The organism is Rhodoferax koreense, assembly GCF_001955695.1.
GTDB lineage: Bacteria > Pseudomonadota > Gammaproteobacteria > Burkholderiales > Burkholderiaceae_C > Rhodoferax_B > Rhodoferax_B koreensis.
On the sequence record NZ_CP019236.1, the window covers coordinates 4,920,539 to 4,934,934 of the forward strand.

Genomic DNA, 14,396 nt, shown 5'->3' on the forward strand with positions numbered 1-14,396 from the left:
TCGATCGAGGAATGCCGGCACCGGAGGTAGCGGCGCGCTGGGCCGGCCTACAGCACCGACAGCCAGCCACCGTCCACGTAGATGATCTGGCCGTTGACGTAGTCCGAAGCACGCGATGAAAGGAAGACGGCCGTGCCGATCAGTTCCTCGGGCTTGCCCCAGCGCTTGGCGGGGTTGCTGGCCCGGACCCAGGCGTCGAACTCCGGGTTGTTGATCAGCGCGGTGTTCATGTCGGTTTCGATGTAACCCGGGCCGATGGTGTTCACCTGGATGCCGTGGGCCGCCCACTCCGCCGCCATGGCGCGCGACAGCATCTTGATGCCGCCCTTGGCCGCCGTGTAGGGCGCGACGGTGGCGCGCGCGGCCTCGCTGGTGAGCGAGCCGATGTTGATGATCTTGCCCCCGCCGCCGCGCGCGATCATGCGCTTGGCCGCCTGCTTGCCGACGATGAAGGCACTCGTCAGGTTGGTGTCGATGACACGCTGCCAGTCCGCCAGCGCCAGATCGACCATGGGCATGCGGTGCTGGATACCGGCATTGTTGATCAGGATGTCGACGCCGACGCCTTGCGCGTCCAGGGCGTCGAACCCGGCGTCGACCGCCGCTTCGTCCGTGACGTCGAATGCCATGCCCTGTGCGTCGTGCCCGGCGGCCCGCAACTGCTCGACCGCCTTCGCCACCTGTTCGCCGTTGCGGGCGTTGAGGATCACCCTGGCGCCGGCTTCGGCCAGGCCGAGCGCGAATGCAGAACCGAGGCCTCGGGCGGAGCCGGTGATCAGCGCCGTGCGTCCCGTCAAATCAAATAGTGTGTTCATGTCGTTCTCTTCCAAGGATCAAATCGAATCGGGAGCGCCAGCCTGGCGCGGGTGCGCTTCATCACCGGCGCGCCTGCACCACACCGTCGCGAAGGCCGATCTCGCCCAGCCCGGGGAAGCGGACCTGGACATCGACCACGGAAGGCAAGCGCCGCATGGGAATGGCACCGACCCAGGAGCCGGTGGTGACCACCGTGCCGGCAGCGACGGTCCGGCCGTCGCGCGTGGCGTGGCGCAGCCAGATGGGCAGCAACCACGACGGGTCGCCCAGGGAATGCGGTCCCGCGCCGGCCACCACCGGCTGCGCATCCAGGTCGACTTCGCAGACCTGGTTCGCCCAATCGTGGTCCGACCACGGCAGCCATTCCCCGATCAGCAACGCGCCGTGGGAGCCCTGGTCGGCGAGGCGCAACCAGGCCGGCGCCGACAATCCCTCCACCCACCGCGAATCCGCGATTTCGATGGCCACCGCCATGGACGCCACCAGTCCGGCCGCGTCCTCGTGCGTCAGTTGCTGCGCCCGGGCGGGCGTCACCGGCTGGCCGAGACGCAAGACGATCTCGGCCTCCAGCGCCGGCGTGTGCCAGCGCAGCTCGTCGAGCGACGCTCCTGCATGGCGCACCCCGGCCGCAGGCAAGGCGGCGTGCGCCAGAGGCGACGCCCGCGACGCCCCGCCGGACTTCCAGTACGCCGCACCTTCGTCGAACCATCCCAGCGCTTGCGCCACGAGCGCCTGCACGGCATAGGCTTGCTCCTCCTTGTGCAAGGCTTGTTCCAGACCGGACGAGGTAACAGGCTGGCCACTGCGGCGTGCGCCGACCAGGACCTGCGCCACACGTTGGACGGCCGCATCGTCCTGGCATTCCGAGATCAGGGTGTGCATGTGTTTCTCAGACATCGCTGCCAAAGTCGATCAGTACCTTCATGGCCCGCTGGCGGTCGCTGGCCAGCTCGAAGGCCTCGACCGCGTGCTTCATGCCGAAGGCGCGCGTGATGACCGGCGCCAGGTCCACGCGCTTGTCGTTGATCAAACGCACCGCCAGTGCGAATTCGGCATGGAAGCGGAAGGAGCCCATCATCAGCAGCTCCTTGGCCACGATCACGTTCTGCGGAACGCTGACATCGCCGCCCAGGCCGAGCTGCACCACGACGCCGCGCGGGCGCATGGCGTCCAGGCCGCTGCGCAGCGCCCGCTCGTTGCCCGAGCATTCGAACATCACGTCGATCTGGCCCTTGTTGCGCGCATAGGGCTGCGTCCAGTCCGGTTCGCTGGCGACGTTGTGCGTCTTGTCGGCCCCCATGGCCCGCACCACTTTCAGCGGCGCGTCGACCACGTCCGTGGCGATGATCTCGGCCGCACCATGCAGCCGCGCCGCGGCCACCACCATCGCGCCGATGGGACCGCAGCCGGAGACCAGCACGCGTTTGCCCAGCAGCGAGCCCGCACGCGACACCGCGTGCAGTCCGACGGCAAACGGTTCGGCCAGCGAAGCCAGCGCCATCGGCGTGTCCGCACCGATGGGCTCGCACTGGATGGCCTCGCAGACCAGCAGGTTGCGAAATGCGCCCTGGACGTGCGGCGTGCGCATGGCGCTGCCGAAGTAGCGCATGTCCGTGCACTGGTTGGGCAGGCCTTCCAGGCAATACTGGCAACGCCCGCAGGGCAGGCTCGGGTTCACGGCCACCCGGTCGCCCACCTTCAGCGTGGTGACATCCGCGGCCACGGCACTCACCGTGCCGGCCACCTCGTGCCCGAGCGCCATCGGCTCCTTCACGCGGATGGCGCCGAAGCCGCCGTGGTGGAAGTAGTGCAGGTCGGAGCCGCAGATGCCGCCCATGCCCACGCGCACCATCACCTGCCCGGGGCCGATGGGGCCGACTTCGCGCTCGTCCAGGCGCAGGTCGGTGGGTGCGTGGAGCACCAAGGCCAGATAACGCTCGCTCATGACGTTCCTTTTCCTGTGTTCGGTTGATGGCGCGCCGCGCGCCTCACTTCGATGCCCCGTGCAGCACATTGACCAGGGCCTGTCCGTCCAGCCAGCGGCGGATGTTGTCCGCCATCGTTTCCTGGCGGCGTCGGACGGTGCCCGACGTCCAGCCCGACATGTGCGGCGTCATCAACAGGTTGGGCAAGGAGGCGAAATCCAGGCGCGAAGGCGGGCATTCCGGCTGTGTCGGGGTCGGGTATTGGTACCAGGTGTCGATGATGGCGCCGCCAATGCGGCGCTGGGCCAGCACGTCGAACAGCGCCTGCTCGTCGATCACCGGGCCGCGGCCAACATTCAGGAGCACGGCGTCCGAACGCATCGCGGCCAGCGCTTCGGCACCGACGATGCCCTTGGTCTGCGACGTCAGCGGCAGCGACACCACGATCGCGTCCGCCGAGGCCATGAATTCCGGCAACTGGTCCAGGCCGTACTGCCGGGCGACACGGGCATCGTGCACCGGGCTGCGGTTGGCCACCGTCACGCGCATGCCGAACGCCTTGGCGCGGGCCAGGATGGCCTGCGAGATGTGGCCGAAGCCGAGCAGGCCCAGCGTCTGCGCACCGAGTTCGCTGCGCAATGCGCTCGGGCGGCCGGCCCAGAAAGTCCAGCGCTGCTGGCGCAGGTCCGCATCCGCCTGGGCGAGCGGCACGTGGCGCTGCAGCAGTGCGGTCATCACGTATTCGGCGATGGCGTCTTCATGCCCGAAGCAATTGCACAGCACCGCGCCGGACGGCAACAGGCTGGTGTCGATGGCGTCCGTGCCGGCCGACGGCGCGTGGAAGAGCTTGACTTCGGCAGGCTCCGGCAGGCTGCGATTGAGCTGGATGCCCACGATCACGTCGGCCGTGGCGTAGTGGTCGCTCTCGCCCGGCGCCGTCAACGCGTCGCTCAGGTCGACGATCTGGTGGCGGGCATCGACCAGGTGCTCGAAGCCCTGGCGGAAGTTGGCGGCGTTTTCGCCGTGGAATGCGATCTTGATGGTTTTCATGTTCTTGGCGGGTTGAAGGATGGCGAAGACCGGGGTGGCCCTTCGTTCAGGCGGCCAGCGGCAATGCGGGCGCGCGCAGGCGCTGTCCGCCGCGCTCGAATAGCACCGCCTCGGCCAGGTCCAAGACGACCTGCACCGGCTGGCCGGTGCGCAGGTCGCTGTAGCCGGGCACCACGATCATCACGTCGGAGCCGCTGCCGCCGTCCTCGTTGTGGGCCGTCCTGGCATGCTCGAGCTGCACGCTGACGATCGACTCCGCGCCGACGTGTTCCACCAGCGCCACCTTGCCGGCCAGCCCGCCCGCGCCGAGCTGCATGGTGTGGGGCCGCACGCCCAGCAGCACATCGCGCGCCTGCCCGCCCAAAGCGGCCAGGTGCGCCGGCAGCGGCAGCACGGTGTTCCCGAGCACCAGGCCGCGTTGCGGCTCGATGCGCGCCTCGATCAGGTTCATCGGCGGCGTGCCGATGAAGCGCGCGACGAAGGTGTTGGCCGGGTCCGCGTAGATCTCGCGCGGCGTGCCGAACTGCTGCACCACGCCGTCGCGCATCAACGCGATCCGGGTGCCCATGGTCATGGCCTCGATCTGGTCGTGGGTCACGTAGACGAAAGTGCCGCCCACCTCGCGGTGCAGCTTGATGATCTCGGCGCGCATCGAGGTGCGCAGCTTGGCGTCCAGGTTGGACAGCGGCTCGTCCATCAGGAACACGTCGGGCTGGCGCACCATCGCCCGCCCAAGCGCCACCCGCTGCCGCTGGCCGCCCGAGAGCGTGCGCGGATACTGGTCCAGCATCTCGGTCAGCGCCAGGGTCTTGGCGGTGCGCGCCACCAGGTCCTGCACGGCGGCCGATCTTTCAATGCGCCGCTTGGCCAGGCCGCCCACCAGCGGCAGGTGGAACCACCAACGATGCTCGCGCATGATCAGCGGAAACGTGATGTTGCGGCGCACCGTCATGTGCGGGTAGAGCGCGTACGACTGGAACACGAAGGCCATGTCGCGGTCGCTGGGCGGCAGGGTGTCCACGCGCCGCGGGCCGACATGGATCTCGCCGCTGGTGACTTGCTCCAGGCCCGCCAGCATGCGCAGCAGCGTGGATTTGCCGCAACCCGAGGGGCCGAGCAGCACGAGGAATTCGCGGTCGGCGACGTCGAAGGAAATCTCGTTGGCGGCCTTCTTGCCGCCGAAGATCTTGGTCACGCCCTGAAGAGAGATGGATGCCATGGTGCAATGCTCGCGAACGGATCAGCCTTTGACGCTGCCGGCGGTCATGCCGGACACCACGTAGCGCTGAACAAAAAGATAGAAAACGACGGCCGGCAAGGTGTACATGAGGCCAATGGCCATCACCGTATGCATGGGCGTGCTGAGCTCACCCACGAAGCCGGCCAGGCCCACGGAGGCGGTCTGCAGGCCCTGGTCGCTGATCAGCGTCTGCGCGAACACGTATTCGTTCCAGCCGTGGAAGAACGCGATCACCGCGGCCGCCGCCAGGCTCGGCGCCACCAGGGGCAGCACCACCGTCAGCACGATGCCCAGTCGGGTGCAGCCATCGATGCAGGCGGCCTCTTCGATGTCGATCGGCACCCCGTCCACCGCGCCCTTGAGGATCAGGGTGATGACAGGCACGGTGAACGCGGTGTTCGCCAGGATCAGGCCCGTCAGGCTGTTGAGCAGGCCCAGCTCGCCGAAGATCGCGTAGAGCGGAACGACCAGCATGGCCTCGGGCAGCATCTGCGTCACGAACAACGCCACACCCAGGATGGCGACGGCGGGCAGGCGGTAGCGCGACAGCACGTACGCCGGAAATATCGCCAGGACGATGCTGAGCGCCGCCGTGCCGAAGGCGACGATGGCGCTGTTCTTCAGCCAGGTGCCCACGGCCGTGGTGCTGAAGGCATGCCCGTAGACCGACCACTGCGCGAAATCCGGCAGCAGATGCGGCTTCGCGGCGAACAGGTCGGGCGACGATGTGAGCGAAGTCACCAGCATCCAGTAGATCGGGAAGGCCGCCACGCCCAGCAGCGCCAGCACCAGTGCAATGCGCAGGCCGTGGGACCAGGACAAGGTCTGGTTCATCGCTGCCCTTTGGCGCGTTCGGCGCGCTGGTTGTAGCGGAAATAGAAGACGGTGATGACCAAGGCGATCGACAGGCCCACCATGCCCACGGCGGCGCCCTGCCCCAGGTCCCGGTAGACGAAAGCCCGGCGGTAAAGCTCGATCACCAGGGTGTTCGTGGAGCCGATGGGCCCGCCCTGGGTCATCAACCAGATCAGGTCGAAGCGCCGCAGCGACCAGATCGTCAGGAACAGCGACAACAAGGCGACCGAGGGCTGGATGGTCGGCCAGACGACCGCGCGGAACACGCTGAGACGGTCGGCACCATCGATGATGGCGACCTCGCGCAACTCCGACGAGACACCCTGGAGGGCCGCCAGGATCACCACCGAGGCGAAGGGAAAGATCTGCCACACGGTGGTGAGCAGCACCGCGGGCAGGGCCAGCGCGGGGCTGTCGAGCCAGCTCTCCATGCCACCCTTCCAGCCGAACACCGCCAGCAGGTGGTTGAACACGCCGTACTGTCCGTTGTAGATCCAGATGAAGATCAGCGCCACCGCCACCGGCGGTGCCGCCCATGGAATGGTCACCAGCGCCCGTGCCAGCCCGCGCCCCCGGAAAGGCGCATCGAGCAGCAGGGCGGCGCCCAGGCCCAGGCCGATCGCCAGCACCACGCAGACGACGGTGTAGACGGCGGTGATCAGCAGCACATGGCGAAACTCATCCTGTGTCACCAGATCGACGTAGTTCTGCAGGCCAACGTAGGTGTGCTGATCGGGCGACAGCAGGGAGGTCGACGTGAAGCTCAGGTAGAGCTCCTGCGCCAGGGGATAGCCCTGGAACAGCAGCAGGTAGATCGCCACTGGCGCGGCGAACCAGTACGGTGTCCAGTCGCGCCCAGGCTGGCGCGGCGCCAGGGGGCGCGCCGCTTTGGAGGTGGCTTGCATGCGGGCTCCGAAGGGCTGGTTTACTTGCGCAGCACGCGGGAGGAAGCCAGGCGCTGTGCGTCATCCATCGCCTTCTTCGGCTCCATGCCGCCCTGCAGCACCTTGAGGACCTGCTCCAGCACGATCTGCTGGATCTCCGGCGTCTTGACCTCCAGCCCCTGCACCAGTTGCGGCACGCTGTTCGCTGCCTGGTCGTCGTAGACCTTCAGCCAGGGGCGCTTGGCCACCAGCTCGGGACTGCGCTCGATCACAGTGGCCACGTTGCTCGCACCGAGCAACTCCTGCAGCTCCGCCTGGTTCTCGGGCTGCAACGTCCACTTGAAGAAAGTCTCGGCCGCCGCCTTGTGCTTGGTGTTGGCATTGATCGTCAATGGCGCGAGGACCATGCCCTGCGCCCGCGTCGGAAACGGCGACGGGGCCGCCGCGAAAGGCAGATCCGGCGCCTGCTGGGTGAAGATGCCGGCCACGCCGCCGTTGTCCACCTCGATCGCCACCTTGCGCTCCCAGAACATGCGCCGGTAGGTGGCGGCATCGGCGCCTTTCGGCGTCACGCCGGCGTCGTAGATGCGCTTGTAGGCGGTCACACCGTCGACCACCTTGGGATCGTTCAGCGTCAGATTGCCGCTGGCATCGCTCCAGCGCCCGCCGAAGCCGTAGACGAAGTTGCACAGGTCCTGCCAGAACCCATTGCCTTCGGCCATGGTCGCGCGGTAGGCGTAGCCAAAGACGCCGTTGCCCGTTGCAGCCTTGGTGGCTTCGACCAGCTCGTCGAAGGTCGCGGGCGGCTTGCCCCCCTTGAGCAACGCGGGGTTGTAGAGCATCACGTAGTTGCTGATCTCGAACGGCACCCCGTAGCGCACGCCTTCGACATGCATGTACTTGTCCGGGGCCGAGAAGCGGTAGGTGCCACCCTTGAGCAGATCGTCCAGCGGCAGGATGCGCTTGCTTTGCACGGCGGCGTAGTAGTCGATCAAGTCCATGCGCACCAGGTCCGGCCCCGCCCCGCCACCCATCTGGGTGAACACGGTCTTGGCGAAGCTCGCGAACGGAATGGCGATCGGCTGCACCTCGATCGCGGCCTGGCTCTTGTTGAATTTTTCCACCCAGGCCTTCAGCCGGTCGCCACGCCCGGCCTCGCTGAACGTCACGCCCGCGAACGTGATGACCTCCTTCGACTGTGCCCGGGCCGGCATCGACTGGCACAGGCCCATCGCGGTCACGGTGGCGGCAACACACCAACTCAGGGCGTGGCGACGGGGCAGGTTGCGAAAGGCTTGCATGGTTGTCTCCTGGCTTGTGGATGAACTGCGAATGGATGCGCACAGGGCCGCACCCATGCTGGGCACCGCCACGCGATCTGGCACTCGTCAAAACTAGTATATGGTGATATTTCAGCTGAAATAACAGGGTTTTCCAGTAGCCAATTCGTCTATGCAAGGCGCCGCTACGAGAGAGTGAAGACGCGGGGCAAGTGGCCCATCCGCCCTGACATATCAGGGGATCGCCGAGCACCGAACAAACTACAGCCGGTCGAAATCCTGCAGGGTGCAGTCGAGCAACACGGGATCGATTTCCCGCTCCAGCACATCGAACATGCGGTCGACAAAGTCGATCAATTCGTCCGAAGCCTTGATCGCCTGCTCCACATGGCAATTGGCCACGGCATCGAGCAGGACCAGGTGCACCTCGATCGTCCTGGCCAGGCCGTCGTCGGGCGACACCTTGGTGTGGTACAGCCAGCCGATGCGGCGGAACACGGTGTGCAAAGGGCGCAGCGTGTTTTCGACAAAGGGCTCGCCCGCCGCGGCCAGGAACAGCCTGTCGAGCCGGCGGTCGATCACGTTGAACGCGTCGATCGTCATGCCGGACTGGTTCTCGCGCAGCTGCCGCTTGAGGTGGAGCATCTGGTTGCGGTGCGAGGAACTCGACTTCTCGGCGGCCAGGCGGATGACGAAACGCTCCAGGTCACGCCTCAAGCGCAGCAGCATCCGCTCCCGCGCCAGATCGATCGGAGCCACCTGCAAGCCGCGCCGCGCGTGCACGCGCAGCAAGGTGTCTTCGGCGAGCCGCGTCACGGCCTGGTGCACAGGCGTGCGCCCCAGTTGCACGATGTCCTGCAACTCCAGCAGCGCCAGGTGGCGCCCGGGGGGCAGCTGGCAAGTCACCAGTCGCTCCTCGATCGCCTCGTAAGCCTGCTCGTACAAATTCTGCGGATGGCGCCCCCGCCCGAGCCCCTCGTCCTGGGCTTCGGCTTGGGAGACTTTGGAAGCGGCGACGGCCACGAGTTTGGGGCGGGTCTTGGCAGTGCGGGGCAAGGCTTGTCTCGGGCGATGGATATGCCCTGATATTTTACGCCTCGTGCTGGGCGACCAGGCCGGGACGCCCCGGTCAGAGCGAAACCAGCATGGCCGCCACGGTCGCGGCCATCGCGCCGGTGGCCAGCCAACCCAGCCAACGCAGCCCCGGGCCGATCACGTTGGCACCCATGGTGCTGCTGCGCGATGCCAGCAACATCATCACCACCATGATCGGCACGGCGATCACGCCGTTGAGCACCGCCGACCAGAACAATTCCTTCACGGGGTCCACGGGGGTGAAGCACAGGATCACCCCGCCCACCGTGGCGGCGGCGATCACGCCGTAGAAGCCGCGACCCTCACCCCGGTCCAGCCGCGCGTCGAGGCTGCCAGGCCAGCCCGCGGCCTCGGCCACCGCGTAGCCCGCGGATCCGGCGAGCACGGGCACGGCGAGCAGGCCGGTCCCGATGATGCCCAGGCTGAAGATCAGGAAGGTGAACTCTCCGGCCACCGGGCGCAAGGCTTCCGCGGCCTGCGCGGAGGTCTGGATGTCGGTGACGCCGGCCGCGTGCAGCGTCGCGCCCGTGCTGAGGATGATGAAGAAGGCGATCAGGTTCGAGAACGTCATGCCGATCAGCGTGTCGATCTTGATGCTTCGCAGGTGACGTCGCACGTCGCCGGGGGTGGGCGGACCGCGGCCGCCGGTGTCCTCCATCTCCTGCGCGGCCTGCCAGAAGAACAGGTAGGGGCTGATGGTGGTGCCGAAGACCGCCACCACCATCAGCAGCATGTCGTGGTTGAACGCGAGTTGCGGCCGGAACACGGCACCGGCGACCGCCCCCCAGTGCAGATGCACGGTGAAGACCACCGCCACATACGACAACAGCGCCAGCGTCAGCCATTTCAGCCAGCGCACATAGGTGTGGTAGGGCAGGAAGACCTGTAGCACCAGCGACAGGAGGCCGAAGGTGACGGCATACACATGCCTTGATCCGCCCGCCAGCAGGCGCAGCGCTTCGGCCATGGCGGCGATGTCGGCCGCGACGTTGAGCGTGTTGGCCACCAGCAGCATGCCGACCACGACCAGCAGTACCCAGCGCGGAAAGCTCGACTTGATGTTGGCCGCCAGCCCCTGCCGGGTGACGTAGCCGATGCGGGCGCTGACGATCTGAATGGCCACCATCAGCGGCAAGGTGAAGACCACTGTCCACAGCATCGAGAAGCCAAACTGGGCGCCCGCCTGGGAATAGGTGGCGATGCCGCTGGGGTCATCGTCGGCCGCGCCGGTGATGAGGCCGGGCCCGATCTGGCGCAGCCCCTTGAAAACACGCGTCGTCGCACTCTCCTGCTTGCGCTCGGCTGTCATCGATGCTCCTTCGGGTGCCATGCGGCAGCTGCATGATAGCGGCAGCCCGTCGCCGCTTCGTTTGCGGAGTCCGGTCGGGACAAGGCATGATCCAACGCAAGTCCACGCGCGCGCACGGGACTAGACTGCGTCTTTGTACCTCCGAGGATGCCTTTGATGACCGCTTCGCCAGCCCTGTCGGAAACCACCTCGCGCCATGAAGACTTCGCGCTGCTCGACGCCTGGTGGCGCGCCGCCAACTACCTGTCCGTCGGCCAGATCTACCTGATGGACAACCCGCTGCTGCGCGAGCCGCTGACCCGCGCGCACATCAAGCCGCGCCTGCTCGGCCACTGGGGCACGACGCCCGGACTCAACTTCATCTACGCGCACATGAACCGCGCCATCCGGGCGCGCGACCTGGACACGATCTTCATCGCGGGACCAGGGCACGGCGGGCCCGGCATCGTGGCCAATACCTACCTGGAAGGTACCTACAGCGAGGTCTACCCCCATGTCACGCCGGATGCGGAAGGCCTGCGGCGGCTGTTCACGCAGTTCTCGTTTCCCGGCGGCATCCCGAGCCACGTGGCGCCCGAGACGCCGGGCTCGATCCACGAAGGCGGCGAACTCGGCTATGCGCTGCTGCACGCCTTCGGCGCGGTGTTCGACAACCCCGACCTGCTGGCGTGCTGCGTGATCGGCGACGGCGAGGCCGAGACCGGCGCGCTGGCGGCAAGCTGGCATTCCAACAAGTTCCTGAACCCGGCGCGCGACGGTGCGGTGCTGCCCATCCTGCACCTCAACGGCTACAAGATCGCCGGTCCGACCGTGCTCGCCCGCATCGGCGAAGAACAGTTGACGCAGCTCATGCGTGGTTATGGCTACGAGCCGCGCTACGTGACCGGCGACGAGCCTTTCGCCATGCACGTCGCAATGTCCGAGGCACTCGACGCCGCGCTCGACGAGATCCGTGCGCAGCAGCGTGAGGCGCGGGCCAGCGGCTTTCGACAGCGGCCACTCTGGCCCATGATCGTGTTGCGCTCGCCCAAGGGATGGACGGGCCCGAAGGCGGTCGACGGCGTCCCGATCGAAGGCAGCTTCCGCGCGCACCAGGTGCCGCTGACCGGTTTCGACGAACATCCCGCGCACGTCGCGCTGCTCGAGGCGTGGATGCGCAGCTACCGGCCCGAAGAGCTGTTCGATGCCCAGGGCGCGCTGCGCGCGGACATCGCCGCCCAGGCACCGCTCCCGACGCGGCGCATGAGCGCCAATCCCCATGCGAACGGCGGTCTCCTGCTCAAGGACCTGGCGCTGCCCGACTTCCGCGACCACGCGCTCGCGGTGCCGCTGCCCGGGCAGGTGCGCGGCGAGGCCACACGCACCTGCGGCACCTTCCTGCGCGAGGTGATGCGGCTGAACGCCGCGCATGCCAACTTCCGCGTGATGGGCCCGGACGAAACCGCATCGAACCGGCTCGGTGCGCTGTTCGATGTCACCGACCGCATGTCCACGGCCGAGATCCTGCCCGGCGACGATCACGTCGCGCCCACGGGCCGCGTCATGGAGGTGCTGAGCGAGCACCTCTGCCAGGGTTGGCTCGAGGGGTACCTGCTGACCGGGCGGCACGGATTCTTCTCCTGCTACGAGGCCTTCATCCACATCATCGACTCGATGTTCAACCAGCATGCCAAGTGGCTGAAAGTGACGCGCCACATTCCCTGGCGGCGGCCCATCGCCTCGCTGAACTACCTGCTCACCAGCCACGTCTGGCAGCAGGACCACAACGGCTTCAGCCACCAGGATCCGGGCTTCCTGGACCACGTCGTCAACAAGAAGGCCGAGGTGGTGCGTGTGTACCTGCCGCCGGACGCCAACACCCTGCTCTGCGTCACCGACCACTGCCTGCGCAGCCGCAACTACGTCAACGTGATCGTGGCCGGCAAGGCGCCGGCGCTGCAGTGGCTCGACGTCGAAAGCGCAGCCCGCCATTGCAGCGCCGGACTGGGCATCTGGGACTGGGCCAGCAACGACGCGGGCACCACGCCGGACGTGGTGATGGCCTGCGCCGGCGACGTGCCGACGCTCGAGACCCTGGCTGCCGTCGACCTGCTCCGCCACCGGCTGCCCGAGCTCCGGGTACGGGTGGTGAACGTCGTCGACCTGATGGCGCTGGAGTCGCCGGCATCGCATCCGCACGGCCTGTCCGACGCGGCGTTCGATTCCATCTTCACGACCGACACACCGGTGATCTTCGCCTTCCACGGCTACCCGTCGCTGGTGCACAGGCTCACCTACAAGCGGGCCAACCACCGCAATTTCCACGTGCACGGCTACCGCGAGGAAGGCACGACGACCACGCCGTTCGACATGACGGTACTCAACGAACTCGACCGCTTCCACCTGGCGGCGGCCGCCATCGACCGCGTCGACCGTGTGCGCAACGTGGCTGGCCACCTGCAACAGCATCTGCGCGACCGGTTGCTGGCGCACCGCGCCTACGTCAATCGCCACGGCGTGGACATGCCCGACATCTCGGGCTGGACCTGGCCTGCCGGCCGTTGAGGGGCCGCCCATGACAATGCCCGCCCGCGCCAAGCATGGCGCGATCGTCGTTCTCAATGCCGGCTCGTCCAGCGTCAAGTTCGCCGCATTCGCCTGCGAGCCGGACGCGGCGGAGGTCGCCGAAAGGCTGCTGCATGGCGAGATCGACGGTACCGGCGCATCGGCGAAGCTGGTCGCCTGGAAGGACGATGGAACGCCGCTGTCGGGCGAGGATCTGATGGCGGCGGAGGCGAAGGCCGGGCACGACGCGCACGCGCTCGGCCTGCTGTTCGGCTGGCTGAAGCGGCAACTGCCGGACCATCGCGTGCGCGGCGTGGCGCACCGCGTCGTGCACGGCGGCGAGCGCTTCACGCGCCCCGTGCGCGTGACGCCGGAGGTGCTCGCGCAGCTCGAGGCGCTCGTTCCCTTGGCGCCGTTGCACCAGCCGCACAACCTGGCCGCGATCCGGGCCATCGCCCAGATGGCCCCGGCCTTGCCCCAGATCGCGTGTTTCGACACGGCCTTCCATGCCGGGCAAGACTGGGTGGCCCAGGCGTATGCACTGCCGCGGCATATTCGCGATGCGGGGGTGCGGCGCTACGGCTTCCACGGCCTGTCGTACGAGTACATCGCAGGCGCATTGCCGGCCCGGCTCGGCCCCCAGGCCGAAGGGCGGATCGTGGTCGCGCACCTGGGCAACGGCGCCAGCCTGTGCGCGCTACGCGCGCGCCGCAGCGTGGCCACGACGATGGGCTTCACCGCGCTGGACGGCCTCGTCATGGGCACGCGCTGCGGCAGCCTCGATCCGGGCGTCGTGCTCTACCTGGCCCGCGAGATGCACCTGAGCCCGGCCGGGATCGAGAAGCTGCTGTACCAGGAGTCGGGGCTGCTCGGCGTCTCCGAAATTTCCTCGGACATGCGCACGCTGGAGGACAGCGCCGACCCCCGCGCCGCGGCGGCCATCGACCTGTTCGTGCACCGCATCGGCCGCGAGCTCGGCAGCCTGGCGGCGGCGCTCGGCGGCATCGACGCGCTGGTGTTCACCGCGGGCATCGGCGAACACAGCCGCACCGTGCGCCAGCGCGTGTGTGAGGGCGCGGCCTGGCTCGGCCTCGAACTGGACGAAGCGGCCAACCAGGCCCATGCGGCGCGCATCAGCACGCCGGGCAGCCGGGTCTCGGCCTGGGTGATACCCACCAACGAGGAATTGATGTTGGCCAGGCACGCCCAGGCCCTGCTGGCGGCAAAAAACAACCGTTGACGCTGTTACAAACCTGGTTTTTGGCGCCTTCCGAGATCGGTTCTAATCTCACCCTGCCATCCGGCCCCTCGAAACCGCCGGTTTTGGCGCCGCCCGCACCCGCTGCAGGCGCCCGAGGCAGAGGCCGTGTGCACCCCGGTGCCCGCCCTGCGGATGAC

At 67.7% G+C, this 14,396-nt stretch carries 12 protein-coding genes; 2 read left to right on the forward strand and 10 right to left on the reverse strand.

Annotation, left to right across the window (positions count from 1 at the left end; all coding sequences use genetic code 11):
• Positions 1–47: 47 nt before the first annotated feature.
• From RD110_RS22805 to RD110_RS22850, 10 genes are all read right to left on the reverse strand, one after another.
• Positions 48–815 carry an SDR family oxidoreductase gene (locus tag RD110_RS22805; RefSeq protein ID WP_076205515.1) on the reverse strand — a complete coding sequence of 256 codons (768 nt, stop codon included), beginning with the start codon at positions 813–815 and terminating at the stop codon, positions 48–50.
• Between the two features lie 61 nt (positions 816–876).
• On the reverse strand, positions 877–1,713 hold the full coding sequence (locus RD110_RS22810; protein WP_239467103.1) for a fumarylacetoacetate hydrolase family protein: 837 nt from the start codon (positions 1,711–1,713) through the stop codon (positions 877–879).
• On the reverse strand, positions 1,706–2,761 hold the full coding sequence (locus RD110_RS22815) for an L-idonate 5-dehydrogenase (protein WP_076202222.1): 1,056 nt from the start codon (positions 2,759–2,761) through the stop codon (positions 1,706–1,708). Before RD110_RS22815 ends, RD110_RS22810 begins: the two co-directional genes overlap by 8 nt.
• Before the next feature lie 43 nt (positions 2,762–2,804).
• Positions 2,805–3,791, reverse strand: a complete 987-nt coding sequence (locus tag RD110_RS22820; protein WP_076202223.1) for a 2-hydroxyacid dehydrogenase — start codon at positions 3,789–3,791, stop codon at positions 2,805–2,807.
• Positions 3,792–3,837: 46 nt separating this feature from the next.
• Positions 3,838–5,010: an ABC transporter ATP-binding protein gene (locus RD110_RS22825; RefSeq protein ID WP_076202225.1), complete on the reverse strand. Its 1,173-nt coding sequence runs from the start codon at positions 5,008–5,010 to the stop codon at positions 3,838–3,840.
• A gap of 21 nt (positions 5,011–5,031) precedes the next feature.
• On the reverse strand, positions 5,032–5,865 hold the full coding sequence (locus RD110_RS22830; protein WP_076202226.1) for a carbohydrate ABC transporter permease: 834 nt from the start codon (positions 5,863–5,865) through the stop codon (positions 5,032–5,034).
• On the reverse strand, positions 5,862–6,791 hold the full coding sequence (locus RD110_RS22835; protein WP_076202228.1) for a carbohydrate ABC transporter permease: 930 nt from the start codon (positions 6,789–6,791) through the stop codon (positions 5,862–5,864). Before RD110_RS22835 ends, RD110_RS22830 begins: the two co-directional genes overlap by 4 nt.
• 20 nt (positions 6,792–6,811) lie before the next feature.
• Positions 6,812–8,071, reverse strand: coding sequence for an ABC transporter substrate-binding protein (locus RD110_RS22840; RefSeq protein WP_076202229.1), 1,260 nt, complete (start codon positions 8,069–8,071; stop codon positions 6,812–6,814).
• A 240-nt stretch (positions 8,072–8,311) separates the two neighbouring features.
• A complete protein-coding gene (locus RD110_RS22845; protein ID WP_083686489.1) occupies positions 8,312–9,106 on the reverse strand; it encodes a GntR family transcriptional regulator in 795 nt (264 codons plus the stop codon).
• Between the two features lie 73 nt (positions 9,107–9,179).
• A complete protein-coding gene (locus RD110_RS22850) occupies positions 9,180–10,454 on the reverse strand; it encodes an NRAMP family divalent metal transporter (RefSeq protein WP_076202231.1) in 1,275 nt (424 codons plus the stop codon).
• 156 nt (positions 10,455–10,610) lie between these two features.
• Between RD110_RS22850 and RD110_RS22855 the strand changes: the two genes are divergently transcribed.
• Together RD110_RS22855 and RD110_RS22860 are read left to right on the forward strand one after the other, a co-directional pair.
• Complete coding sequence (locus RD110_RS22855) at positions 10,611–12,998, forward strand: phosphoketolase family protein (RefSeq protein ID WP_076202232.1); 2,388 nt, start codon at positions 10,611–10,613, stop codon at positions 12,996–12,998.
• A gap of 10 nt (positions 12,999–13,008) precedes the next feature.
• Positions 13,009–14,238 carry an acetate/propionate family kinase gene (locus tag RD110_RS22860; RefSeq protein WP_239467104.1) on the forward strand — a complete coding sequence of 410 codons (1,230 nt, stop codon included), beginning with the start codon at positions 13,009–13,011 and terminating at the stop codon, positions 14,236–14,238.
• The last annotated feature ends 158 nt before the right edge of the window (positions 14,239–14,396 follow it).